This window comes from Paraburkholderia sp. SIMBA_053 (assembly GCF_046534895.1).
In the GTDB taxonomy this organism is placed as follows: domain Bacteria; phylum Pseudomonadota; class Gammaproteobacteria; order Burkholderiales; family Burkholderiaceae; genus Paraburkholderia; species Paraburkholderia caledonica.
Genome location: NZ_JAWRXU010000001.1, coordinates 97,062 through 120,615 on the forward strand (window position 1 = coordinate 97,062; position 23,554 = coordinate 120,615).

At 60.3% G+C, this 23,554-nt stretch carries 25 protein-coding genes; 17 read left to right on the forward strand and 8 right to left on the reverse strand.

The window, feature by feature from the left end; genetic code table 11:
* Positions 1-4 precede the first annotated feature (4 nt).
* Positions 5-520, forward strand: a complete 516-nt coding sequence (locus SB753_RS00425) for a GNAT family N-acetyltransferase (protein WP_410798448.1) — start codon at positions 5-7, stop codon at positions 518-520.
* Between the two features lie 236 nt (positions 521-756).
* Here the strand turns inward: SB753_RS00425 and SB753_RS00430 are convergent, their stop codons facing one another.
* Positions 757-1,755 carry a Gfo/Idh/MocA family protein gene (locus SB753_RS00430; RefSeq protein WP_410798449.1) on the reverse strand — a complete coding sequence of 333 codons (999 nt, stop codon included), beginning with the start codon at positions 1,753-1,755 and terminating at the stop codon, positions 757-759.
* A 171-nt stretch (positions 1,756-1,926) separates the two neighbouring features.
* Positions 1,927-3,114 carry a porin gene (locus SB753_RS00435; RefSeq protein WP_410798451.1) on the reverse strand — a complete coding sequence of 396 codons (1,188 nt, stop codon included), beginning with the start codon at positions 3,112-3,114 and terminating at the stop codon, positions 1,927-1,929.
* Positions 3,115-3,393: 279 nt separating this feature from the next.
* Between SB753_RS00435 and SB753_RS00440 the strand changes: the two genes are divergently transcribed.
* The 14 genes from SB753_RS00440 to SB753_RS00505 all read left to right on the forward strand — a co-directional run bounded on the left by SB753_RS00440 (position 3,394) and on the right by SB753_RS00505 (position 15,077).
* On the forward strand, positions 3,394-4,995 hold the full coding sequence (locus SB753_RS00440) for an acyl CoA:acetate/3-ketoacid CoA transferase (RefSeq protein WP_410798452.1): 1,602 nt from the start codon (positions 3,394-3,396) through the stop codon (positions 4,993-4,995).
* Between the two features lie 22 nt (positions 4,996-5,017).
* Entirely contained in the window at positions 5,018-5,632 is a 615-nt protein-coding gene (locus SB753_RS00445) for an MFS transporter (protein ID WP_410798453.1), read from the forward strand.
* Positions 5,584-6,339, forward strand: a complete 756-nt coding sequence (locus SB753_RS00450; protein WP_410798454.1) for an MFS transporter — start codon at positions 5,584-5,586, stop codon at positions 6,337-6,339. Before SB753_RS00445 ends, SB753_RS00450 begins: the two co-directional genes overlap by 49 nt.
* A complete protein-coding gene (locus SB753_RS00455; protein ID WP_410798455.1) occupies positions 6,326-6,997 on the forward strand; it encodes a hypothetical protein in 672 nt (223 codons plus the stop codon). Before SB753_RS00450 ends, SB753_RS00455 begins: the two co-directional genes overlap by 14 nt.
* A gap of 21 nt (positions 6,998-7,018) precedes the next feature.
* On the forward strand, positions 7,019-7,855 hold the full coding sequence (locus tag SB753_RS00460) for a fumarylacetoacetate hydrolase family protein (RefSeq protein WP_410798456.1): 837 nt from the start codon (positions 7,019-7,021) through the stop codon (positions 7,853-7,855).
* Complete coding sequence (locus tag SB753_RS00465; protein WP_410798458.1) at positions 7,852-8,664, forward strand: shikimate dehydrogenase family protein; 813 nt, start codon at positions 7,852-7,854, stop codon at positions 8,662-8,664. Before SB753_RS00460 ends, SB753_RS00465 begins: the two co-directional genes overlap by 4 nt.
* A 50-nt stretch (positions 8,665-8,714) precedes the next feature.
* Complete coding sequence (locus SB753_RS00470) at positions 8,715-9,506, forward strand: IclR family transcriptional regulator (protein WP_027776233.1); 792 nt, start codon at positions 8,715-8,717, stop codon at positions 9,504-9,506.
* Between the two features lie 56 nt (positions 9,507-9,562).
* Entirely contained in the window at positions 9,563-10,048 is a 486-nt protein-coding gene (locus tag SB753_RS00475) for a MaoC/PaaZ C-terminal domain-containing protein (RefSeq protein ID WP_410798460.1), read from the forward strand.
* 14 nt (positions 10,049-10,062) lie between these two features.
* Positions 10,063-10,926, forward strand: coding sequence for a sugar phosphate isomerase/epimerase family protein (locus tag SB753_RS00480; protein WP_410798461.1), 864 nt, complete (start codon positions 10,063-10,065; stop codon positions 10,924-10,926).
* A gap of 12 nt (positions 10,927-10,938) precedes the next feature.
* A complete protein-coding gene (locus SB753_RS00485; protein WP_020067565.1) occupies positions 10,939-11,400 on the forward strand; it encodes a MaoC family dehydratase in 462 nt (153 codons plus the stop codon).
* A gap of 51 nt (positions 11,401-11,451) precedes the next feature.
* Positions 11,452-13,068, forward strand: a complete 1,617-nt coding sequence (locus SB753_RS00490) for an acyl CoA:acetate/3-ketoacid CoA transferase (protein WP_020067566.1) — start codon at positions 11,452-11,454, stop codon at positions 13,066-13,068.
* Entirely contained in the window at positions 13,065-13,973 is a 909-nt protein-coding gene (locus tag SB753_RS00495; protein ID WP_410798462.1) for an aldo/keto reductase family oxidoreductase, read from the forward strand. Before SB753_RS00490 ends, SB753_RS00495 begins: the two co-directional genes overlap by 4 nt.
* Before the next feature lie 244 nt (positions 13,974-14,217).
* Entirely contained in the window at positions 14,218-14,571 is a 354-nt protein-coding gene (locus tag SB753_RS00500) for a DUF1428 domain-containing protein (protein WP_020067568.1), read from the forward strand.
* 128 nt (positions 14,572-14,699) lie between these two features.
* A complete protein-coding gene (locus SB753_RS00505) occupies positions 14,700-15,077 on the forward strand; it encodes a nuclear transport factor 2 family protein (RefSeq protein WP_020067569.1) in 378 nt (125 codons plus the stop codon).
* 88 nt (positions 15,078-15,165) lie between these two features.
* On the opposite strand, the gene SB753_RS00510 is transcribed toward SB753_RS00505, so the two are convergent.
* From SB753_RS00510 to SB753_RS00530, 5 genes are read right to left on the reverse strand one after another with little or no spacing between them, the layout of a single operon-like run.
* A complete protein-coding gene (locus tag SB753_RS00510; protein WP_410798463.1) occupies positions 15,166-16,782 on the reverse strand; it encodes a long-chain fatty acid--CoA ligase in 1,617 nt (538 codons plus the stop codon).
* Positions 16,783-16,806: 24 nt separating this feature from the next.
* Entirely contained in the window at positions 16,807-18,012 is a 1,206-nt protein-coding gene (locus SB753_RS00515) for an MFS transporter (protein WP_410798464.1), read from the reverse strand.
* 39 nt (positions 18,013-18,051) lie between these two features.
* Positions 18,052-18,654, reverse strand: coding sequence for a 3-isopropylmalate dehydratase small subunit (leuD, locus tag SB753_RS00520; RefSeq protein WP_310067012.1), 603 nt, complete (start codon positions 18,652-18,654; stop codon positions 18,052-18,054).
* A gap of 3 nt (positions 18,655-18,657) precedes the next feature.
* Positions 18,658-20,055: a 3-isopropylmalate dehydratase large subunit gene (gene leuC, locus SB753_RS00525; protein WP_410798466.1), complete on the reverse strand. Its 1,398-nt coding sequence runs from the start codon at positions 20,053-20,055 to the stop codon at positions 18,658-18,660.
* A complete protein-coding gene (locus tag SB753_RS00530) occupies positions 20,055-20,927 on the reverse strand; it encodes an oxaloacetate decarboxylase (protein WP_408174012.1) in 873 nt (290 codons plus the stop codon). The genes leuC and SB753_RS00530 overlap by 1 nt, the downstream gene beginning before the upstream one ends.
* Before the next feature lie 158 nt (positions 20,928-21,085).
* Between SB753_RS00530 and SB753_RS00535 the strand changes: the two genes are divergently transcribed.
* A complete protein-coding gene (locus SB753_RS00535; protein WP_020067575.1) occupies positions 21,086-21,883 on the forward strand; it encodes a GntR family transcriptional regulator in 798 nt (265 codons plus the stop codon).
* 105 nt (positions 21,884-21,988) lie between these two features.
* Here the strand turns inward: SB753_RS00535 and SB753_RS00540 are convergent, their stop codons facing one another.
* The gene (locus SB753_RS00540) at positions 21,989-22,552 is read right to left on the reverse strand and encodes an isochorismatase family protein (protein ID WP_020067576.1); all 564 of its coding nucleotides are present in this window, start codon (positions 22,550-22,552) and stop codon (positions 21,989-21,991) included.
* 233 nt (positions 22,553-22,785) lie between these two features.
* Between SB753_RS00540 and SB753_RS00545 the strand changes: the two genes are divergently transcribed.
* The gene (locus SB753_RS00545; RefSeq protein ID WP_410798468.1) at positions 22,786-23,520 is read left to right on the forward strand and encodes a Sua5/YciO/YrdC/YwlC family protein; all 735 of its coding nucleotides are present in this window, start codon (positions 22,786-22,788) and stop codon (positions 23,518-23,520) included.
* The last annotated feature ends 34 nt before the right edge of the window (positions 23,521-23,554 follow it).

A 23,554-nucleotide genomic window follows, 5' to 3' on the forward strand; every position in this document is an offset into this window, starting at 1 on the left:
TGGCATGCTGACGATACGAAAAGCGAATCGCCATGACGTCTGCGACGCTTGGGATATCCGCAAAACCTCGGTGCATGCCGCGTGCGCCGAGTATTACCCCGAGGCGACCCTTTCTGAATGGGTCGATGGCACGCCCACCGATAAATGGGCTAGCGTTGTCGAAAACGACTTTTACGTTGCCATCGATGAAGAACTAGTCGTGGGCACAGGAATGCTTACGGTCGGAAACGGGCAAATCGACGCAATCTTTGTGAGGCCGTCTCATATGGGACTCGGCATCGGGCGCAAGATGCTGCAATTTCTCGAGGGGTTGGCCGGCGTTCATGGCCTTGCCGCAATGCGTCTCGATGCAACGCCGAACGCGGCAGCGTTCTATCGCCGTTGTGGTTGGGCGGGAGATTCGATATCGACCTACCGTAGCTCGCGTGGACTGGAACTGGCTTGCGTGCCAATGACAAAGCATCTGACCGTCAGAGCGTCGGTTGCTACGTCCGACGATTGCCGTCCCATCCGACGATAGTCGGCTAGTTCAGGGCATTCGACACAAGACCCAAGATTGTTGAAAATTCCGTTGTTAATTTAACAAAATCCAAAGTGACCGATGTCGCAGGAACTGAAAATCCCCTCCGGTTCTCCGACGATTATCCTACCGTCCGCGTGACGATCTCAAGTTGCCAGTACTTTGCGAAAGGCACTTCCAATGCCTCGACAGCGTGCCTCGCCTCCAGCATGATCTGCTCGCGCTCGTGTGATTTTTTACTGTAATAAAGCGTCAAGCTGACCTTGAACAATAAGCGAGCGTTCCAGCGGATACGCCACCGGTGTGCCAGTCTCAACGGACTTTTCAAAATCAAGCAACATCCGTTCATACTGTTCTTGCGTTCTACCGAAATGTTCGATGTGTAGCTGATCGGCTCCATCGATATGCTTTATCACGCTCGCGTCGTGGTAGTTATTTGTGGTGAATGGTGCTGTCATTTCGATCCAGCCTTTCTCTCCATGGAAGAGCATCGACTGCCTCCGGCCCATTAGCGTGCTACAGAACGACCGAAGCTTGAAGTCGCCGAAATCAATAACACAGTCCGAAGCGATATCGGTTCCTGACGTCGCACTGAAGCTCAAATCGCCTTGTGCTCCGACTGGATCCCGATCGGTTGCGAATGCTGTCCCCACGATTGGGTACATGCCGACATCGCGGAGGCTTCCACCGCCAAGAGACAGGTTATTGCGAATCGACGCAGGGTCCGCGCGAAAGTATGTGAAGGCACCCCCAACTTGCCGAATATCACCGATCTCACCAGAGCAGATCGCCTGACGAACGCTCTCCCACTGCGGGTGATGGACGATCATGATTGCCTCCGCGCAGACCAGGCCGCTGCGATCACGTTCTTCGATCAGCCGCCGTACCTCTGAGGCATTCATGCAGATCGGCTTTTCGCAAAGAACATGTTTTCCAGCCTGAAGTGCTGCAACGGTCCACGGGAAATGCAACGCGTTTGGAACCGGGACATACACTGCGTCCACCTCAGGATGCGAAAGGACGTCTTCATACTTCGCGGTCACGTGATTGACCGCATGCTTACGAGCAAGAAGCGTGGCTTTTTCAATGTCTCTGCTAGCGACAATGGTGATGCGACTGCCAATCCGCTGGATCGAGGGCATGATCACCGAATCCGCAATCGTGGCTGCACCGAGTATGCCCCACCGAAGACCAACTCTTTGATTGCGTTGTCCTGCATGGTCGATTGTTTGCATCATCATTCAATGGGAGATAAACATGTTGGAATCGATGTACGACTGGAACTCAGGAGCACCTCGAACTCGCTGAGCCACTGCATCGTTTGCTTTGATGTGAGCCGAATCATCATCGCGGTTTTCCGCGGCGGCGACCAGCGACGGCGCGACGGCGTACTGATGCGACGATGATCAGAATCGATGCCGCATCGCAAGCCTGACCGCGACCTGGTGCGGCGTCGATGAGTCGCCCAGGTTGCCGATGTTCGCGACCGCAGCGCCCCCGGTCGACGATACGCCGGACGCCTTCTGAACAGACGCTTCCGCGTAGAAATCGGTCCGTCTGGACACGAAATAGTCCGCAAGCGCCGCCAACTGATTGAAGTGCTGGTTGCCGACGGTGCCGCCCGCACCGTTGTCGACCGCGTTGCCCTTTGTGTACGTGTAGCCAAGTCCAGCGGAGAAAGCGGGGGTGAACTGATATTTGATGCCAGCTTCAGCAGTGTTGAACTTCGCGCTGTTGCCCCGGAGTGCCGTAATGTTCCCGTACTCGACATTCGAGTAGCCGATATTCATGATCGCGTTGCCGATCCTGTATGTCGCGCCTGCGGCGATGACCTGGTACGACGTCGCGCTCACATATCCGCTGTTCAGCACACCGCTCAACTGAGTCGCGCCATTCGGATTTCCGGTGAAGAAGCCGGTACTGCCTGTTGCGCCGGTCGGATTCTTGAAGTACTCGTAGGCTGCGCCGAGCGCGAGCGGGCCGTTCGTGTACGCGACACCCGCGTTGTATCCGCTGCCCGCAGTGATGTTGCCCGCCTGTCCCCCAAGGCTCAATTCGCCACCGAAGGTCAGGCCGCGATAGTTGGCGCTCGCATAGCGGATCGTATTGTTCAGACGCAGGGAGTTGTTGGTATTGTCGAGGTCGCCGGGATGAGCGAAGGCGGCGCTGCCGAGGTAGCCAAGCGTTGTCACGGGCTGCACGTACCAGAAGATCGAGTCGTATTGACGGCCGAGCGTTATAGCGCCGAGCGTCGCACTGGAAATCCCAACGAAAGCTTGCCGGCCAAACTCCGCACCGCCTTGTCCGAGCGCGCCATTGTTCAGGTTCACACCCGACTCCAGCGTAAAGATAGCGGCCAGTCCCCCACCGAGATCTTCCGCTCCTCTTAAGCCCCAGCGGCTGCCGTTGATGCCATTCGTCGAGTCGAGCGTCCATTGCCGTCCACCGACGTTGTGGCCATTCACCACGTTCTTGTTGTTGTTGACGAACTGCAGTCCTTCGTCGATCACCCCATACAGCGTCACCGAGCTTTGCGCATGTGCGTAAGACGCGCACAACAACGTCAAGGCAGCGGTCATCGCGTGCTTTTTCATGTCTCTCCAACTCCTGACTGTGGTTGTCGCGAGGTGAGGTGTTCGGCTCAAAACGCAGATGTGGGTTAGCGTCGGAAAAAAATGGAAAACTATTCCAGAAAAAATTTCCAGGAATTATAGGGCGGTCTACGGACCGGAAAGCAAGCGGATTTTTGCCAGGGTTTGTCCGGATCGTGTTGCCCCGGTCTAAACGCGCCGAAACGTTGACGAATCCCATTCCCTGTCGTAACCTGAAAAAACTTTCTGGAAAACATTTCCAACATTAGAGCGGAGACGAGCATGCAGCTGGGTACGGCGGATCAGGCCGCACGATTGATTGGCGATGGCGACACGGTATTGATCACGGGCTCCGGCTCGGGCATGGCGGTTCCCGAGGCACTGCTCGCAGCAATCGAGCGACGCTTCAAGGAAGAGGGGGCACCGCGCAAGATCACGGCGATTCACCCGGTGGGTCTCGGGAATCGCGGCGATGAGCTGGGTGCGAGTCACTTCGCGCATGAGGGGCTGCTCAAGCGCGTGGTGTGCGGGACTATCGTTGACGCGCCGCCGATCGCGAAACTGGCCATGGCCAATCGCATCGAGGCGTACACGTTGCCGCAGGGCGTGCTCTCGCAACTGATCCGCGAAATCGCGGGTGGGCGGCCGGGTCTGACAACCCATGTCGGGTTGAATACATTCGTCGATCCGCGTCATCAGGGCGGCAAACAAAGTTCGATTGCAACTGAAGACCTGGTCGAGCTGGTCGAACGCGATGGACGCGAGTGGCTGTTCTACAAGTCGTTCAGACCGGATGTAGCGTTGCTGCGCGGTACGACTGCCGACGAGGACGGCAACATTTCGCACGAACACGAGGCAATCTTTGGCGAAATGCTGTCGATGGCGCAAGCGGTGCGGCGCTGCGGCGGCGTGGTGATCGTGCAGGTCAAGCGGCTTGCGAAGCGCGGCATGCTGCCCGCGAAAAGCGTGAAGATTCCCGGCAATCTGGTGGATTTCGTCGTCGTTGAACCGAACCAGATGCAGACATACCAGACTTTTTACGACCCCTCTTTCGCCGGCGAACTGAAGACGCCGCTCACAACGTTCCCTGACCTACCGCTTGACGAACGCGGCGTAATTGCGCGGCGCGCCGCACTGGAATTGCGGCGCGGCGCCGTCTGCAATATCGGCTCGGGCGTGTGTACGGGGATCGGTCTGGTTGCCGCGCGCGAAGACGTTCTGGATCTCGTCACCCTGACCAATGAACAAGGCCTGACGGGTGGTGCGCCTGCTAACGGACTCGACGCGGGCGCGGCACGCAACTATGCGGCAATCGTCGATCAACCGTATCAATTCGACTTCTATGACGGCGGTGGCATCGACATCGCATTCCTGTCCTGCGTCGAAATCGACCATACCGGTAACGTCAATATCACGCGTTTCGCCGATCGCCTGGTCGGTGTCGGCGGCTTCATCAACATTAGCCAGAACGCGAAGAAGATGGTGTTCGGCGGCTCGTTTACCGCGGGCGGTCTGAAGGTTGCGGTCGAGAACGGCGAATTGAGAATCGTCGCGGAAGGGCGTCATTCGAAGTTCGTCGAGTCGCTCGCGCAGATATCGTTCAGTTCGAAGAACGCGCGCGAGGGTGGGCAGACTGTGCTCTACGTCACCGAACGGGCCGTCTTTTCGCTCTCGAGCGATGGCTTGACGCTGATTGAAATCGCACCGGGTATCGACCTGCAAAAAGATGTGCTCGACCGCATTCCGTTCGAGATCGACGTGTCGCCCGATCTGAAAACGATGCCCGCCGAAGTCTTTTCCAATCGCTCGCTCGGTTTGCAGGCGCGGCTCCAAAACGAGCCGTTGCCGATGCACCCGAAAGTCAAAGCGTTGCTGAACCACTAATAGATAAATCAAGGAGACAAACGTGAACCAACCGGCAACGGCGCCCGCAAAGCGGCGCTGGTATCAGGAAATCAATCGCGCGCAATGGCTGACGCTCGCGGGCGCGTGGTGCCTTTGGGCGCTCGACGCCGTCGACTTTCTGCTGATCACTTTCGTGCTGATCGACATCGCGAAAACCTTCGATGTCACGTTGCACACTGCGTCGCTGCTGATTCTCGCGACCTTTGGCGTGCGCTGGCTCGGCGGTATGCTGTTCGGAAATCTGAGCGATCGTATCGGCCGCAAGATTCCCATGCTGATCGCGCTCGTGTGGTTCACGGCGGGCGCAGCGTTCACCGGCCTCGCCTGGAGTTTCACGGCGGTGTTCGCGTTCCGGCTGTTACTCGGTTTCGGCATGGCACCGATCCTTACGCTCGGTTCGACGATGATCGCCGAGGTCTGGCCGGAGAAATACCGCGCGATCGGTATCGGCATTCTCGATACCGGCTGGGGTTTTGGCAGCGTGCTCGCGGCGACGCTTTACGGTTTGATCTATCCGCACTTCGGCTGGCGTCCGCTGTTTTTTGCGGGAATTATTCCGGCCTGCTCGTGGGATTGTATATCTGGCGTTTCGTGCCGGAATCGCCGGTGTGGCTGAAGGCGCGCGAGAAAGGTCTCGTGTCGAAGCGCAAATCGCCCGCTGCAACGCTGTTTCGCGAGCATCTCAAGCTCGTGCTCGTGCTGAGCCTCGTGCAATTCCTGCTGCAATTCGGCTCGTGGCCGCTGCAGGGTCTGCTCGCGACGTATCTGCGCGAACTGCATATGCCGCCGGCGTCGGTGAGCATGATCACCAGCGCGGGTGCGGTCGGACAGATCTGCGGGTTCTTCTGTTCGGGCTTTATCGCCGAACGCGTCGGTCGCAAGAATGCAATTGCGATGATGCTCGCGATCGGCTGCTGTTGCGTGTTCGCGCTCGTGAATCTCGCGCCGGTCTCGATAGCGCTCGGCTGCACGTTCGCGTTCCTGTCGGGCTTCTGGATTGTCGGCGCATCCGGCATTTATCCGACGATCCTCGCCGAGAATCTGCCGTCGAACGTGCGCGCAACCGGCGTGGGGCTGATGTACAACATCGGCGTGATCGGCGGGGGCATTGCGCCGTTCATCGTGCTGGCCTCGCTCGACTATTTCAAGGTTGCGTTGCCGAAAGGGATGTTCTTCTACACGCTGCTCGGCGATGTGCTCGGCGTACTGATTATCTATCTGGCAACCCGTGAAACACGCGGCATCCCGATCGAACATGCGGGCGCGCAAGACGACGAGTCCGCGCAATCACAACAGGAGGGCATTCGTCGTGATGCTTGGTAACGCAGCGCTCGCATTCTGGAACGGTATCGCACCGGGTGGCGACGCGGAATTTCTCGCATGGCATGTGTCGGAACATATCCCCGAGCGTGTCGGTCTGCCGGGTTTTCTGCGCGGCCGCCGCTACGTCGCGAGTCGCGGCTCGCCTCGTTATTTCAACTTCTACGAAACCGAGTCGCTCGGGGTGCTCGAATCGCCGGTCTATCGGGACCGGCTCGATCATCCGACGCCGTGGACCGCCAAGGTAGTCGCCACTTTCGTCGACACGTCGCGAACAATGTGCCGCGTCGCGCACACACGAGGTATCGGCGAGGGCGCGTGGATGCAGACAATCCGCTTTGCGTTTCCGTCTGTCGCGCGTGATAAGGCGATCAGCACGCTGATTCGAATACTCGACGACTTGCCGGCACGTACCGCCCTGGTCGGCGCGCATCTGCTCGACGGCGTGCAGCGCGAAACGAAGCCGACGCGCGAGCTCGAATTGCGCGGCACACCCGATGCACAGATCGACGGTGTACTGCTGATCGAAGCCGCTGACGAAGCGACACTCGATTCACTCGCCGAACGTGAACTGGCCGACGATTCATTGCGTCAAGCCGGCGTCGGCGCGATTGCGCGCGGCAACTATCAACTGCAATACAGCCTCAGCGCCTCGCGCTGATGTTCAACACAAGGAAATCGCATGAAACTGTTTCGCTTTGGTCCCGTAGGTGCGGAAAAACCCGGTGTCGTCGACAGGAACGGAACGCATCGTGATCTGTCTGCCGTGATCGCCGACATCGATCCCGCAACGATCGCGACCGGCCTCGAAAGCAGGCTCGCCAACCTCGATCTGACCTCGCTGCCTGAAGTACCGAAGGGCACACGTTTCGGTCCGTGCATTGCGCAGCCAGGCAACTTTCTCGCGATCGGTCTTAACTACGTCGAGCATGCGAAAGAGACCAATGCGCCGCTGCCGGAGGAACCGATTCTCTTCAATAAGGCGCCAAGCTGTATCGTCGGTCCGGACGACGACATCGTCTTGCCGCGTGGCTCGGAAAAAACCGATTGGGAAGTCGAACTCGCGTTTGTGATCGGCAAACGTGCGCATTACGTCAGCGAGGCCGACGCGCTATCGTACGTGTTCGGTTATTGCGTGTGTAACGACGTTTCGGAGCGCGCATTCCAGCTCGAACGCGGCGGCCAGTGGGTGAAGGGAAAATGCGCACCGTCGTTCGGTCCGATCGGTCCGTATCTCGTCACTGCCGAAGAAATCCCCGATCCGCAGAAACTGCCGCTCTGGCTCGAGGTGAACGGTGAGCGCGTGCAGAACAGCGACACGAGCGACATGATCTTTTCGATCCGTACCATCGTGTCGTACGTGAGCCAGTTCGTCGTGTTGATGCCGGGCGATCTCATTACGACGGGCACGCCGCCCGGCGTTGGCCTCGGCATGAAACCGGAGCGCTATCTGAAGTGTGGCGACACGGTTCGCCTGAGCGTCGAAGGGCTGGGCACGCAGACCCAGCGCGTCGTATGAACACGGCCTCCTTCATCCCGGTGACCGGCGCGACGGCGCTGTACGCGATCGTCGGCGATCCGGTTTCGCAGGTGCGTTCGCCGCAGGTAGTCAATGCGCTGTTCGCGCAGGCGCAGATCGACGCACTGCTGGTACCGATGCACGTTTCGCGCGACCGCTTTGGTGAGACGATGCGCTCGCTGATGGCGATCGGTAATCTGCGCGGTATCGTCATCACCGTGCCGTTCAAGGTCGATGCGATGTCGCTCGTCAGCCATGTGTTGCCTGGCGCGCAAGCGGCGGGCGCATTGAACGCGATGCGCCGCCTGCCCGATAATCGATGGGAAGGCGACATGTTCGACGGCGCCGGGCTTGTGCGCGCGCTCGATGATGCCGGTCATCCGCCAGCCGGCAAGCGCGTGCTGCTGGTCGGTGCGGGCGGTGCCGGACGCGCGATCGCAATCGCACTCGCGCAAAGCGGCGTGCGCGAGATAGCGTTGAGCGATATCGACGGCGAACGCGTCCGGCAGGTCGTTGAGGCGGTGGCAAACGCCGCACCGTCGTGCGTATGTCGAGCGTCCGAACCGACCTTCGACGGCCACGACCTCGTTGTCAACGCGACGCCGCTCGGAATGAAGCCTGACGACGCATTACCCGTCGACATCGCGGGTATGAACGCGCAGCATGTGCTTTTCGACATCGTGCCGAAACCCGACGTGACCGCGCTGATGCGCGCCGCGCAATCGCAAGGCGTGACGACGATTGGCGGCAAGCGCATGATTGAAGGGCAGGCTCGCGCGCTGGCCGGATTTTTTGGGCATCGTGTATAAACGCGGTCCGGTGCGAACCATTCAATTCACATGCAATGAGTAGGTAACGTATGAGCGTCGCTTTGGAACGTGGCATGGCCATCCTCGAGTTGCTGTCGACCGATCGCAACGGCATGCAGTTGAGCCGGCTTTCGGAGGCTCTCGATATTCCGGTAAGCGCAATGCATCGCTTGCTGACCAGTCTGATCGAAATGGGTTACGTGCACCAGACACGGGAGATGGGGCAGTACTGTCTGTCGCTGAAGTCCGTGTCGCTCGGCATCCGTTTCGTATCGAAGAACAATCTGATCGACCTCGCGCGGCCGCTGATGGACGAACTCGCGAGCGTTTCGGGCGAGCTGTCGCGGCTCGGCCTGATCGACGGCGAGCGGCTGGTGTGGGTGTCCAAGTCGCTAGGCACGCGGGTAGGTCTGCGCTACGACCCGGACAGCGGCGCGGAAGCCCCGTTGTTCTGCTCGGCGTCCGGGCTGGTCTGGCTCGCCACGATGAGCGACGAAGAAGCGCTCGCGCGGGTGATGAAGACCGGTTTCGGCCGGGACGAGGATTACGGCCCGAACGCACCGCGTACCCCGGAGGAATTTCTCAAGCAACTGCGCCGTGCACGCGCGAACGGCTACGCAACGGTGACCAATAGTGTAGAGGCGGCCACTTCGGCGATGGCCGCGTTGATTCGCGGCAAGGACGACGAGCCGATTGGCGTGCTGACGATTGCGGGGCCGATGTTCCGCTTGACCGCGAAGCGCATGCAGGAACTCGCGCCGCTGCTGATGCGCGCAACGGCGGCACTGTCGGAAGTCAATGCCCCCACGTTTGCCATGCCGCCGGCGCATCTGCACGGGTGAACGCACTCAATGCCCCCAATGCCCTCAATGCCCTCTAACGGGAAGGAGATCCAGCAATGAGCGACTCTGCCGCCAATGACACGCGGCGTCTGCTGAAGCCAGGCCTTTACGGATTGAACGACATCGAGGCCGGCGACTACTACCTCACCGCTGGCGTCACCGTGACCGAAACACACGTCGTCAATTTCGCGGGCGTCTCGGGCGACTACTACGACATCCACGTTGATGACGTGGCCGCGCAGGAGGCCGGCTTTCCTGGGCGCATCGCGCACGGCCTGCTCGGTTTGTCGCTCGCCGACGGACTGAAGACGCGTTGCCCGGTGCTGCTCAAAGGGCTCGCGACACTCGGCTGGAACTGGTCGTTTCGCGCGCCATTGATGATCGGCGATCGCATTCATGTCGATATCGAAGTCATTGGCAAACGTCCGACCAAGCGGCCCGATCGCGGGATCGCGACGTTGCGCCTGAAGGTGCTGAATCAGCGCGGCGAAGTCGTGCAGGAAGGCGAAACGCTGATGATGATGCCGACTACGCTCGCGTGAGGGAAGCACTCGTCATGCGCGATCTTTCACAGCATCTCCAGCACTTCGCCCTCAACACCGCGACGCTCAGGCAATGGCCGCTGGAGCGCATCATCGAGGGCTGCGCGCGTCGCGGTATTCGCGCGATAGCACCGTGGCATGCCGACGTCGAGCGCGCTGGTGTGGCACAGACAAAACGCCTGCTGCGCGAGGCGCAGATCGGGTTGGCCGGTTATTGCCGCGGCGGTCTGTTCCCGGTCGCGCAGGCCAGCGAACGCGATGCGGTTTTCGAGCGTAACCGGCGTGTACTCGACGCCGCGCGCGAACTCGATGCGCCTTGCGTGGTCCTCGTCGTAGGCGGCTTGCCGGGGGCGATGGAGGGCGAACCGCAAAGCCGCGATCTGGCCGGCGCGCGAGAGCAGGTGAAGGACGGCATTGCACGCATCCTCGACTACGCGAAGTCGCTTCGCATGCCGCTCGCGATCGAGCCGTTGCATCCCATGTACGCCGCCGATCGCGCATGTGTGAATACGCTCGAACATGCGCTCGATCTGTGCGACGCACTCGACCCGTCGATGCAAGGCGATCTCGGCGTCGCGGTGGATTGTTATCACGTGTGGTGGGACCCGAAAGTCGATGCCCAGATCGCACGTGCCGGCAAGCAACGGCTGCTTGGCTTTCATGTTTGCGACTGGCTCGTGCCGACCCGCGACATGCTCAACGATCGGGGCATGATGGGCGACGGCGTCATCGACATCGCGCGGCTGCGCAGCCAGGTCGAGCGGGCGGGCTTCGACGGTTTCATCGAAGTGGAAATTTTCTCGAGCGACAACTGGTGGAAGCGCGACGGCGACGACGTGCTGGACACCTGTGTCGCACGTTACCGAACTGTGGTGTAAAGGAGTTAAAGCATGGAGCAGTCAGGTCTCGATTTCGTGGAAGTCGGTCAACGCTATACCTTCGGCAAGACCGTGTCGGAAACCGATGTGATGCTGTTCGCCGGCATAACGGGCGATTTCAGCCCGACGCACGTCAACGAACAGTACGCGCGCGAAAAGTCGAATCTCGGCGGACGCATCGCGCATGGCGCACTGATGGTGGGCTATATGTCGACCGCTTCGACGCTGTCGATCGAACACGTGATTCACAAAGAGAATCTCAGCGATTTCCCCGTCTCGTCGGGCTACGACAAGCTGCGTTTCCTGAAACCGGTTGCGCTCGGCGATACGATCACCGTGGTGTATGAGGTGATCAGGATCGACAAGGAAAAAGGCCGCAGCATTGCGAAGAACGAAGTGTTCAACCAGCGCGGCGAGCTTGTCGCGGTCGGCGAACACGTCATGCGCTGGGCGAAGAAACTGAAGGGCGAGTGAGCAGGCAGAAGGCGCATAACGGCGTATTGCAGCGGATCATCGGACAACATCATGCAGATCATTACAGCAGAAGAAGCGGCCTCGCTCGTAAGAGACGGCGACACGGTGCTCATCAGCGGATCGGGCGGCGGGCACGCGGTGCCCGACGCGCTGGTGGCGGCGGTCGGCGAACGGTTCAAACGCGAAGGTGCGCCGCGCGGTATCACCTCGATGAGCATCGTCGGCGTTGGCGATCGCGCGGCCCTGGGCGCGAGCCATCTCGCACAAGAAGGCTTGCTACGTCGCGCAATCACAAGTGCACTGGTCGATTCGCCCGGTCTCGTCACGCTCGCGGCGGAGGACAAGATCGAGGCATACACGCTGCCGCAGGGCGTGATGTCGCAACTGATGCGCGAGATGGCCGCGGGGCGCCCTGGCCTGATTACCAGAACAGGGCTGCATACCTTTGTCGATCCGCGGCAGCAGGGCGCGCGGCAAAGTCTGCGCACGCCCGCAGATTTCGTTGAAGTAATCGAACTCGACGGCGAGGAATACTTGCGGTTCAAGCCGTTGCCGCTGAACGTGACCTTCATTCGCGGCACGACCGCCGACGAAGACGGCAACGTGACGATGGAAGAAGAAGCCGTGCTTGGCGAGATGCTGGCGATGGCGCAGGCAACGCGCCGCGCGGGCGGTGTCGTGATAGTGCAGGTTAAACGGGTGGCGCGGCGCGAGACCTTGCCGCCCAAACAGGTGAAGGTGCCCGGCATTCTGGTCGACTTCGTCGTGGTCGTGCCGGATCAGCCGCAGACGTACGCGACATCATACGATCCGAGCTACGCGGGCGAACTGCGCGTACCGTTGTCGGAGATCAAGCCGTTGCCGTTCGGACCGCGCAAGGTGATCGTGCGGCGCGCGGCGCTCGAACTCTATCCCGGCGCGGTGTGCAATCTTGGCGCGGGCGTTTCGACGGGTCTGTCGACGATCGCTGCTGAAGAAGGTCTGCTCGACGCGGTCGTACTCACGAATGAGCAAGGCATCATCGGCGGCGCTCCGCTCACCGGACGCGATTCGGGTGGCGGCCAGAACTTCGCCGCGATGATCGAGCAGCCGTCGCAATTCGATTTCTACGACGGCGGCGGCCTCGATCTCGCGTTTCTGTCGTTCGCGGAAGTCGATCCGCAAGGCAACGTCAACATCAGCCGTTTCGGCGACAAGATCATCGGGGTTGGCGGTTTCATCAACATCAGCCAGAACGCGAAGTGCGTGATATTCAGCGGCACGCTGACGGCGGGCGGGTTGGATGTCGGCTGGGAAGGCGGCCAGACCGTGATCCGCAGCGAAGGGCGGCATCGTAAATTTGTCGAATCGATCGAGCAGGTCTGCTATAGCGCAGCGTTCGCGCGCGAGCGTGGGCAGACCGCGTTGTATCTGACCGAGCGCGCCGTGTTCCGGCTCGGCGACGAAGGCCTCGAATTGATCGAAATTGCGCCGGGCGTCGATCTTGAGCGCGACGTGATCGGGCAGATGGCGTTTCGCCCCCGCGTCGCCGGGGATCTGAAAACGATGGATGCGCGTCTCTTCGATCCGCAACCGCTTCGTATTCGCGATGAAATCGCCGCGCGCGGGCGGCGCTATCGCTCGAAACGTGTGGCGCAGTGGTATGCCGGGCGGGGCGCACACGCGTGATCGAACGCGTGCCCGCTGTCGCGCTTGCGCGAGACGTCGCGGTCTCGAAGGTCGTCGCGGGCATGTGGCGCGTGATGCGCTGGGACTTGTCGCGCGAGGGGCTGGCGCGCTTTATCGACGAATGCGTGGCGCTGGGCGTGACGAGTTTCGACCTTGCCGATATTTATGGCGGGGGCGCCGCGCAAGCGTTTTTTGGCGAAGCGCTGGCTGCGCGCGGCGGCAACAACGATGACATCCAGATCATCACCAAAGCCGGCATTCGGCTGCCTTCGTCCAACGGCGGCGGCGCGCGCGTCAAGCACTACGACAGCAGCGCGGCGCACCTGCGACGAAGCGTGGACGATGCGTTGTCGGTGCTGGGCCGTGAGCGGATCGACCTGTTTCTACTGCATCGCCCCGATCCGCTTCTCAACCGGGACGAACTGGCGGAGCTGGCCCATCAGCTGGTCGCGCAAGGCAAGATCGGCGCATTCGGGGTGTCGAATTTTTCCGCGTGTGAGTTCGACTGGCTCGGAGCGCGTGTGCCGCTAGCGAGCAATCAGATCGAGTTTTCGCCATTCCACACGGCGCCGCTCGACGACGGCACGTTGACGGCGATGAATGCGACGGATGTCGTGCCGATGATCTGGTCACCGCTCGGTGGCGGGCGGCTTTTCGACGAGTCCAATGAGACCGGCTCGCGTGTGCGTGAAGCGTTGCAACAGATACAGCGGGACCGCGGGCTGCCGGACTGGATACCGCTCGCCTACGCGTGGGTCTTCCGGTTGCCGAGCCGTCCCGTTGTGCTGACTGGAACGAGCCGCGTCGACGGGATCCGCGACGCGACGCGTGGCGCCGGCATCGCGCTCACGCGCGAGGAATGGTTCTACGTTCTTGAAGCAGCGCGGGGGCACTCTGTAGCCTGACCATTCGCTGACGTTGATCTACATATATTTGTTCTGACTGCGTTGCGCACTTTTGAGAGATTGGGAAGTCCGCACGCCGCTCCCCCGCAAGCGTAGGTTTCAAACGACATCGAAATATCTCGTGAGCTTTGTCGATTTCCTCAAGCGTCGTTCGTCGTGCATATAAGGCGGCAAGATTGCGGCAATGCTGTCCCCACGCCGGTTTTGCGCCCCTATTTGTTATCAACGCGAACGGAGATCGTTCATGACTTACGTAGATGGATTTGTCGCCGCGGTGCCCACGGCCAATCGCGAAACGTACAGGAAGCATGCCGAATCGGCAGCGGCCGTCTTCAAGGAGCACGGCGCATTAAAGGTGGTCGAGTGCTGGGGAGACGATGTCCCGGAAGGGAAGGTGACGTCTTTTCCGATGGCGGTCAAACGGCAGCATGACGAGGCGGTGGTGTTCTCCTGGGTTGTTTGGCCCTCGCGACAGGCACGAGACGACGGAATGAAAGCGGTGATGGCTGACCCACGGCTGCAGCCTGACACGAATCCGATGCCTTTCGACGGCAAGCGGCTGATCTACGGCGGGTTTGAAGTGATCGTGGACGCATGAGGAGTCAAAGAAGGTGGCGCCGGTCGACAATGGCCAGAAGCTTGCGATTCACCTGAATTTCCTGCAGGACCACCTGTAGGAACAGGCTGTTGAGGCGCTTCTTGAAACATTCAATGGAGACGACGTATATGCAGCAAGATCCTGCCGACATCGCCCGTGCGAGTTATCTCGCCTATGTACGTAAGGACCGCGCCGCGATCGAGGCTCTGATCGGCGAAGATTTCCATTTCACCAGCCCTCTGGATAACCGGCTGGATCGCAACACCTACTTCACGCGTTGTTGGCCCAACAGCGAGACGATCACCGACTTTCAGTTCGTCGATGTCGTTGTTCATGGCGAACAGGTCTTCGTCGTGTACGAAGGAACGAGTGTTCGCAATCGACGATTCCGCAATACGGAGAGGCTAACCGTCCGCGGTGGCAAGATCGTCGAGGCAGAGGTCTATTTCGGCTGGTCCCTTCCGCACGACGCGCCCGATGGCGGATCTGTGAAGTCAGGCGCCTAGCAAGTGTGGCCGTCCCAGATCGCTTCGCCGACATTTCCGACTGACCGCTGCGCGCTCTGCATGGATCGTAGGGCCGGGTCGAAGCCCGTCACTGTCTGAGGCGCCTTCGAAGCGTGGCCTTGACGACCTTGCCTGTGGCGGTATGGGGCAAATCGTCGACAAAGTGGATGTCATCCGGGACCCACCAACGAGCGACACGCGTGCCGAGATGAGACAGCAGACCTTCTTTCGAAGGTGCTGTTCCGGGGCGAAGTACCACGAAAAGCACCGGACGTTCGCCCCATCGCTCGTCATCGCGGGCGACAGCGGCCGCTTCGTAGACGTCGGGATGGGACATCGCCGCATTTTCGAGCGTAACGGAACTGATCCATTCACCGCCCGACTTGATGACGTCCTTGGCACGATCGACAATTTCAACTGCTCCGGCTGCTTCGATCGTCGCAATATCGCCGGTTTCAAACCATCCGTCATTGGCTCTATTTGCGCTTTCGAGCGGGAGGTTGAAATAGGAAGATGCAACCCATGGGCCTCGGACCTGCAGACGCCCGGAGGTAGTGCCATCGTGCGGCAATACGCGGCCGTCATCGTTGAGGAGCCGCGTCTCGATTCCAAACAATGGCTTGCCTTGCTTCAGCCGTCGATTGGAAGACATGATTCCCTCCGGCGCCAGCGATGCGGGCACCGGGCACCGATTGGCCAGGCCTACCGGGCTGGTTTCCGTCATCCCCCATGCATGGACGACGTCAACCCCCTGTTTGTGGAAACGCTCGGCCATGATCTGAGGACATGCAGCGCCTCCGATCGCGACGCGTTCCAACGGGGCGATTTCACCCTTGTTGTCGTCAATCCAGTCCAGCAACGAGCCCCAGACGGTCGGCACACCTGCAGTGAACGTCACTTTCTCGGTTGTAATGAGCCGATATAAGCTAGCCGGATCGAGTCTTTGCCCAGGGAGAACGAGCCGCGCACCGACCATTGGAGCGGCATGCGGCAACCCCCAGCCATTGACGTGAAACATAGGCACAACCGGCATGACAGTCGTGCGCTCGCCCAGGTTGAAGACATCTGGTGCACAGACCGCCAACGCATGAAGCGCAGTCGAGCGGTGGCTATAGAGCACGCCCTTAGGATCGCCAGTGGTGCCGGACGTGTAGCAGAGGCCGGCCGCGTCGTTCTCATCCAGCCGCGGCCAGTCGAACCCGCTCTTATGCGCCGCGATGACTTCCTCGTAACACTCGAAACCCTCGGCGATGGCCTCCGGCGGCATGGCGCTCGCCGAACACATAACGATGACTCGCTCTACGGACTGAAGGCGCTGCCGCACACCCGCTACCAGTCCAACGAAGCTGGGGTCCACGAACAACAAACGGTCGCTGGCGTGGTTGACGATATAGACGATCTGATCCGGGAACAGGCGCGGATTGATGGTGTGGCAGACGAAACCCGCACCCGAAACTCCGTAATAAATCTCCAGATGCCTATGGTCATTCCAACCGAGCGTTCCAACGCGGTCTCCGCGTTGCAATCTCCAGGAGGCGAGTGCATCGGCAAGCTTGCTACTGCGTTCGTAGACCTCGGTATAGTTCGTCCGATGCAGCGACCCGTCGCTTACCCGCGAGACAATTTCCGTAGATCCATGACAGGCTGCCGCATGACGAATAATCGAAGAGATAAGGAGCGGTTGGTCCATCATCGTAGAGCGCATTTGCTGTAACTCCGTCGATAGCGCTCAGGCGCCGGTTACTGGTTGCAAGCGCGCAGGCGCATGCTTGGCTAACGCGAAGCCACAGCAGCCGGCAACGAACAGCGAAGCCATCATTGCGCCGAACCCGCTCGCAAATGTGCCCGTGTCCTTCACGAGTGTTCCGATCACTAGCGGGGCGAGTACGCTGCCGATCATGCCCACGGTTGCCACGATCCCGGCGTAGGCGGCGCGGGCTTCCTTCGGCGCGAAATCCAGCACGAGGGTGCCGTATGTGCCAAGACCGCCGTAGATGCAGAACGCAGCACCGCACAAGCCAGCAATACACAACTGAAGCGTGTTGCTGTAATAGGCGGCGAACAGGCAAAGGGCGCCGAGCAGGTTGATACCGCTAAGGAGTTGAGGTCGTTGTTTGAGCATGGGACCCCGGCCAAGCCAGCCGGTCACAATCAGCCCGATCACGCCGAAGACATACGGAATGCCACCGAGCATCCCAGCGGATTTCAGGTCGATGTGCCGTTCGAGCGCGAGATAGCTTGGCATCCAGCCGAGCAGGCCCCAGTACGCGGCGTTCCAGAAGCAGAAGACACCGCTGATAAGCCAGAGCGCCGGTTGTTGCGCCAGAATCCGGAACGGGATTCTGACTTCGTCGGTCGTTCCGACAGCACGTGCTACTTCGGCTTTCTTCGGCAGCAGGATAGCGTTGAGCGCAGCGATTGCGATTGCCGGAGCGGCGAGCATGACGAACACCGCCTTCCAGCCGAACGAGGTGAGCAGTGTCCCGACGAGCGGGCCGGACAGGGCGGGCGCTGCCGCGATGGCCGTGGCCCACCAGGCAACCGCCTGGGCACGCTCACGCTCGTCGAACGTGTCGCCAACCAGCTTGTAGATCGCAGGGTTTGACAATCCTTCGGACACACCAAATGCAAAGCGCACGAAGACAAGAATCGCGACTCCGGTAAATAGCCCCGTCAGCCCAGTCAGCAATGCCCAGAAGAGCGGTGCGACGACCAGAACGACTCGTGTGCCGAAGCGGTCAGCGAGCCAACCTCCCGGCATCTGCGATACGAGGTAACCCACGGCGAACGCCGACAGGATGACGCCGAATGTCTGCGGGTTGAGATGAAGTGTCTGCATCATCGCGGGTCCTGCAAAGCCGAGGACGACGCGATCGATATAGTTGACGACCTGCAGCAGCCATATCGCAACCAGAATTCCCTTCTTGCCTTTCATTTCTGTCTCCGTAGTAGTTCTGAGCATCGAGTTCAACAGCTAGTCAGCTGAGCGCGACCCGACGTAGACCCATGGACGACGACGTGCGTCGTCTGCCTGCCATTGGCGGATGAGGTCTTGTCTGCGAAGAGTGAGCGACATTTCATCGGCTCCTTCGATCAACATCTCGCGCCGTACGGGGTCTACCTGAAATGGAAACGATGTTCCATCGGGAGCCGTGATGACGCAGGTGTCGAGGTCCGCAGTGACTGCTGCGCCGCTCTGTGCCTGCTCTGCAAGATTTGTGACCTGCTGTTCGGGGAGCACGACCGGCAACACGCCGTTCTGGAAGCAGTTGGACATGAAGATTTCGCCGAACGACGGGGCAATGACAACCCGAAGTCCCAAACCCTGCAATGCCCATACGGCGGCTTCACGCGATGAACCGCAACCGAAGTTCGCGCCTGCAATCAGAATCGGCGCTCCGACGAAGGGCTCCCGATCAAGGACGAAATCGGGTCCACGCCAGACTTCAAAAGCGTATTGGCCGAGTTGATCCTTGGGCAGCCCGGTCAGCCTTTCAATGCGAATGATGATGTCTGTATCGACGTCGCGCCGCAGCAGGGGCGCTGCGGGCCCGCTGACAGTCTGGAAGCGTTCCATTGCTTATCCCCTTCTTGGATCGACGATGGCCCCTGCAATGGCGGCAGCCGCAGCCGTTGCGGGGCTCGCCAGGTGCGTGCGCGCGCCCGGTCCCTGACGGCCGATAAAGTTGCGGTTAGATGTGCTGACAATGCGCTGGCCGGGCGGCACGACGTCGCCATTAGCGGCGACGCACATCGAACATCCAGGCTCGCGCCATTCGAAGCCGGCGCTGCGGAATACGTCCGCGAGTCCCTCGGCCTCGGCGATCTCCTTGACAAGGTGGGAGCCGGGAACGACCCATGCCCGCACACTGGGCGCAACGTGCTTGCCTCGCACGATCAACGCCGCTTCGCGCAGGTCGGAAATGCGGGAGTTTGCGCACGAACCGATAAACACCCAGTCCACGCTGGTGCCTGCCAGCGATTGCCCGCCGCAAAGACCCATGTATTCCAGTGCGGCTTCAACACCCTTGCGGCGCTCAGCGTCGGTGCTGTCCGTCGGATCGGGAACTGCCGACGTAACGGCTAACGCGTGCTCCGGAGTCGTGCCCCAGGTCACCATCGGCTCCACGTCGCTCAGGTCAATGCTGACTTCGACGTCGAAGTGGGCATCGTCGTCGGAGCGGAGCTTGCGCCACTCGCTGACGGCATGCTCGAATTCGTTACCTGCAGGTGCATAGGGCAGGCCACGGAGAAAGTCGAAGGTCACGTCATCGGGTGGGCAGAAGGCAATCTTGCTGCCGAGTTCGACCGACATGTTGCACAGCGTCAGTCGCTCCTCGACGCTCAGCTTTTTCAGCGCTGGCCCAGAGTGCTCGATGGCGTAGCCCACGCCGGCTGAGCAACCGAGTTTTGCAATCACATGGAGAGCGAGGTCTTTGGCGAACACGCCCTTGGCCAGCGTACCCGTGTAAGTGATGCGCATCTGACGGGGCTTCTTCTGGCGAACGGTTTGGGTTGCCAGTACGTGTGCCAGCTCCGATGATCCGATACCGAATGCGAGTGCGCCCAGGCCGCCATGCGTGCACGTATGGCTGTCGCCGCACACGATAGTCGTACCGGGCAGCGTGAGGCCCATTTCCGGTGCCATCACGTGAACAATGCCCTGACCCGCTTTGCCCAGGTCGTAGAAGGGAACGGACGCGCTGTCGCAAAAGCGGCGCAGGCTCGCGTACAGCTTTGCGCCCGCCGGGTTCGTCTCGCCGGTACGGTGCGGGGCGCTACTGACCGCGTGGTCCGCCGTCGCGAACGAGAGGTCGGGCCGGCTCACGGGGAGTCCACGCGCAGCGAGCGTTTCAAAACCTCCGGGGCCGGAAAGGTCGTGGAGGAGATGGCGGTCAATTGCCAGAAGCGCCCAGCCGCCGCCCAGGTCAGTGACGACGTGAGCATCCCAGATCCGGTCGAACAGTGTCTGCGCCATTATCTTGCTCCGTCACGACCGGTGGCAGACGCAGCCGGATACTGCCATTCGAGCGCACCGAGCCGGTTGAACAAATCGCGGATAGGAAGCGCGTCGGGACGCACCTCGACGCGACCCGTGTTGCGTACGGTCGAGAGTGCGAGATCTGCGGCGCCCATCATGCTGGTCAGCAACAGCCCGGGCAGGATCGCAATACGGAAGCCGAGTTCTGCAACGTCTTTCAAAGGAATATTGGGCGTTTTGCCGCCCGGGACCAGGTTGAGCAGGCACGGGCCATTCACTCGGCGAGCAATGGCCGCAGCCTCTTCGACCGATTGCGGAGCCTCGACGAAAGCGATGTCGGCGCCCGCATCAAGTGCCCGGTTCACACGCTCGATCGCATCGTCCAGCCCCGTCACAGCGCGAGCATCGGTGCGCGCAACGATCAACATTCCGCCTTCGCCACGTGCGGCGGCAGCGGCCGCAATTTTTTCGACGAATTCTGTCGTTTGGACCAGTTCCTTTCCTTCCAGATGACCACAGCGCTTCGGGAACAACTGGTCTTCGATCTGGATGGCAGCGACGCCGGATTTTTCATATTCCTGAACCGTGCGTCGCACATTCAGGGCGTTCCCGAACCCCGTGTCCGCGTCGGCGATAACAGGAATGGACACCGAACGCGTCAAGGTCCGCGCGGCCGCCGTCATTTCGGTCAGGGTGACCAGCCCGAAATCCGGATAGCCGTTCGCCGCGGCAACACCGGCGCCCGTCATATAGGCGACGGGAAAACCCGCCTGTTCGATGAGCCGCGCGCTTATGCCGTCCCACGCGCCCGGCGCAACGATGAGTTCCTTCGATTCCAGCTGCTTTCGCAGCTTGTTGACTGCTTCCAATTTCTTCTCCGGTGGTGCCAGCGTGCTTTTACTGTATAACGTGTTATGACTAGATGCAAGTTGTTGTTATATCTAGTTGGAAGTGTTTACCATGAGAAATATTCTTTCTCGGTAGGCAGGACAACCGGCATTGGCAGTCTATGTGGCGGAGAGGTAATATGACTTCTTTAAGCGTGGCTAGCGATATGACAGAACCTAAAGAAGGCCCTCTCTACGCGCGCGTGCATCAGGCCCTGGTGGAGGCGATCCAGCGCGGCAAACTCGCGCCCGGAACCGTGCTTCCTACCGAGAAGGAGCTGGAGAAGCAGTACGGAGTCAGTCGCATTACCGTGCGACGGGCACTGGATGACCTCGAACGAGCCGGGTTGATCGAGCGCGGCCGGGGACGGCCTGCCAGAGTCGCTGCTCCGCTGGTCGCATCTACGACCATGGCTATCGACCAGGACCTTCCGTCGATCCTGGAGATCGGACGTGGCACTGTGGCCCACGTGCTTTCGTACGTCTGGAAGATGCCAAGTGCGGACGAAGCGCAACGCTTGCAGGTCGACGCCAGCGAACCCGTTCTCGAGGTGGCGCGCTTGCGGCGCCGGTACGAGCGTCCGGTTCTGCATACTGTTGCGCGGGTGCCGGCGCCGATCGGGGCGCTTCTGACAAAAGAGGCACTGGAAGCGACCAACATGCTCGACCAGCTGGCGACTCGCGGTCTGCGCGCCGCCCGGACCGAAATGGAGATGCGTGCTCAAGCGTGCGACGCAAAAGTCGCCGAGCATCTCGAACTGAAAAAGGGCGATCCCGTGTTTGTCATGGAGCGCCTCGTGTCCGACACGACTGGACGACCCATACAAAGCATGACGGCCACTTTCCGGGCGGACAGCTTCACGTATCGGATCGTATCGGCCTCTGAATCCGAGGCTGGTCAGCCGATGAGAATGGAGGCGGCAGGGTTGTTCAGTTGACGGACGGCCCGACAAGTTGTAGCTGAGCCAAGGCCGCGATGTCTTTTAGTGCAACGCGGCCTTCTTTCCCTCAGGCCAGCTACGCACAAAGGTAGGAGCTACCCCTCAGGGTCCTGCTTTCTGCACGAGCGCCAGGATCTCCTCGCTCGTACCGGTTTCTCCGAGCCAGGGGAAGATGCGGGAAACGCTGTTGTCATGCGCCTCTGCGCTCAGATCGGTCATCGCATCGACTGCCAACGTTACGTTGAAGCCAAGAGCGTGCGCCTCGCGTGCCGTTGACTCGACACCGATGCTCGTGGCGATGCCGGCGAGGACAATTTGCGTCACGCCCTGAGAACGAAGCCAGGACTCGAGCGCCGTGCCCGGGAAAGCGCCCCAGGTCTGCTTGGTAACGAGATGGTCTTCCGCGTCACGGGTAAGTTCCGGAATCAGATCGGTCCAGTCGGTGGGGAAGTCGGCCGTATTGTGGGCGTACTCTGCCCGACCGGGCGCGCCACCGGCGACATTCACCAGTACCACCGGCAGCCCGCGGCTGCGAAACGCCGCGGCAAGCGCATTGGCGCGCTCAGCAATCTGGTCGACCGGATGAATGACGGGAAGGGCAGCAATGCCTTTCTGAAGATCGATGACTACTAGTGCTGTGTTCGAATCGAGCGTCGTCACACTCATTGCGGTAATCCTCCATTGGTAGCAGCGCATGCGCAAAGAAATGTGCGGGTATTGGCATGGCGTACTAGGTATACTACCATGTACAAAGATGTTATGACATGAAGTACGATTGAGGCTGATGGACTCGCAGGGCCGGTGCAGCGTCCCGCCGGTGCTACGCGCGTCCGCCATGTCGTAATGGTTTGTACAACCATTGGAACAACATTCACGAATCTCTTACATTGGAGACGAGCATGCCGAGAATCGATATCGCAAGCGATGTACGCAGGGTCTTTGAAGTCGTTGCTGGAGGAGGCATTGCAATCTGGCCAAACGATGTCGGATACGGCATGGTCGGCAGCAGTAAGGCCGCCATGCAGAAAATCTTCGACACGAAGAAGCGAGGCAGCCACAAGCGCAATGCCATCCTCGGCGACGCAATCACGCAACGAGAGATTCATGCGCTAGACAAACGTTCGCAGGACATCATCGAGTCGATCACCCTCGACTACAACTTGCCGCTTGGTGCAATCGCACCGTGCCGTCTCGACCACCCGCTTCTTCGGAAGATCGACGACGAGTTGCTCGAGGCAAGTACAGCAAATGGCACCATCGCCATGTTGCTGAACGCGGGTCCCATTTACAACGAACTCTGTCGCCTGAGCCGCGAAGCGGTGCAACCTCTTTTTGGTTCGTCCGCGAACCTCAGTGGAAGCGGCCCCAAGTTTCGTGTCGACGATATCGAGCCGGAGATCAAAGCGGCCGCCGATATCATCCTGAATTACGGCTTGCGCAAGTATCACCACTATCAACGGTCGGCAACCATCCTCCGGTTTCCTGAAGTTGAAGTGGTTCGGATTGGTAGCTGCTACGAACTCATCTCCGACGTAGTCAGGCGTGAGTATGGTATTGAACTGCCCGCGGACCCGGGACGGGACAAGTTGCCATCGGGTCATCTGAAGGAATTTGAGTTGTTGCGCGCGCCCTGATCGTCTCGATATAGACGGGCGTTTCTGTCATCAC

What these genes read in the sequence shown, in the direction of transcription:
- SB753_RS00485 (WP_020067565.1), top strand. Translation starts at nt 10,939, where the DNA reads ATGGAGCAGTCAGGTCTCGATTTCGTGGAAGTCGGTCAACGCTATACC.
- SB753_RS00425 (WP_410798448.1), top strand. Translation starts at nt 5, where the DNA reads ATGCTGACGATACGAAAAGCGAATCGCCATGACGTCTGCGACGCTTGG.
- SB753_RS00500 (WP_020067568.1), top strand. Translation starts at nt 14,218, where the DNA reads ATGACTTACGTAGATGGATTTGTCGCCGCGGTGCCCACGGCCAATCGC.
- SB753_RS00430 (WP_410798449.1), bottom strand. Translation starts at nt 1,755, where the DNA reads ATGCAAACAATCGACCATGCAGGACAACGCAATCAAAGAGTTGGTCTT.
- SB753_RS00460 (WP_410798456.1), top strand. Translation starts at nt 7,019, where the DNA reads ATGAAACTGTTTCGCTTTGGTCCCGTAGGTGCGGAAAAACCCGGTGTC.
- SB753_RS00440 (WP_410798452.1), top strand. Translation starts at nt 3,394, where the DNA reads ATGCAGCTGGGTACGGCGGATCAGGCCGCACGATTGATTGGCGATGGC.
- SB753_RS00480 (WP_410798461.1), top strand. Translation starts at nt 10,063, where the DNA reads ATGCGCGATCTTTCACAGCATCTCCAGCACTTCGCCCTCAACACCGCG.
- SB753_RS00510 (WP_410798463.1), bottom strand. Translation starts at nt 16,782, where the DNA reads ATGCGCTCTACGATGATGGACCAACCGCTCCTTATCTCTTCGATTATT.
- SB753_RS00545 (WP_410798468.1), top strand. Translation starts at nt 22,786, where the DNA reads ATGCCGAGAATCGATATCGCAAGCGATGTACGCAGGGTCTTTGAAGTC.
- SB753_RS00470 (WP_027776233.1), top strand. Translation starts at nt 8,715, where the DNA reads ATGAGCGTCGCTTTGGAACGTGGCATGGCCATCCTCGAGTTGCTGTCG.
- leuD (WP_310067012.1), bottom strand. Translation starts at nt 18,654, where the DNA reads ATGGAACGCTTCCAGACTGTCAGCGGGCCCGCAGCGCCCCTGCTGCGG.
- SB753_RS00490 (WP_020067566.1), top strand. Translation starts at nt 11,452, where the DNA reads ATGCAGATCATTACAGCAGAAGAAGCGGCCTCGCTCGTAAGAGACGGC.
- SB753_RS00515 (WP_410798464.1), bottom strand. Translation starts at nt 18,012, where the DNA reads ATGAAAGGCAAGAAGGGAATTCTGGTTGCGATATGGCTGCTGCAGGTC.
- SB753_RS00475 (WP_410798460.1), top strand. Translation starts at nt 9,563, where the DNA reads ATGAGCGACTCTGCCGCCAATGACACGCGGCGTCTGCTGAAGCCAGGC.
- SB753_RS00505 (WP_020067569.1), top strand. Translation starts at nt 14,700, where the DNA reads ATGCAGCAAGATCCTGCCGACATCGCCCGTGCGAGTTATCTCGCCTAT.
- SB753_RS00540 (WP_020067576.1), bottom strand. Translation starts at nt 22,552, where the DNA reads ATGAGTGTGACGACGCTCGATTCGAACACAGCACTAGTAGTCATCGAT.
- leuC (WP_410798466.1), bottom strand. Translation starts at nt 20,055, where the DNA reads ATGGCGCAGACACTGTTCGACCGGATCTGGGATGCTCACGTCGTCACT.
- SB753_RS00435 (WP_410798451.1), bottom strand. Translation starts at nt 3,114, where the DNA reads ATGAAAAAGCACGCGATGACCGCTGCCTTGACGTTGTTGTGCGCGTCT.
- SB753_RS00535 (WP_020067575.1), top strand. Translation starts at nt 21,086, where the DNA reads ATGACTTCTTTAAGCGTGGCTAGCGATATGACAGAACCTAAAGAAGGC.
- SB753_RS00465 (WP_410798458.1), top strand. Translation starts at nt 7,852, where the DNA reads ATGAACACGGCCTCCTTCATCCCGGTGACCGGCGCGACGGCGCTGTAC.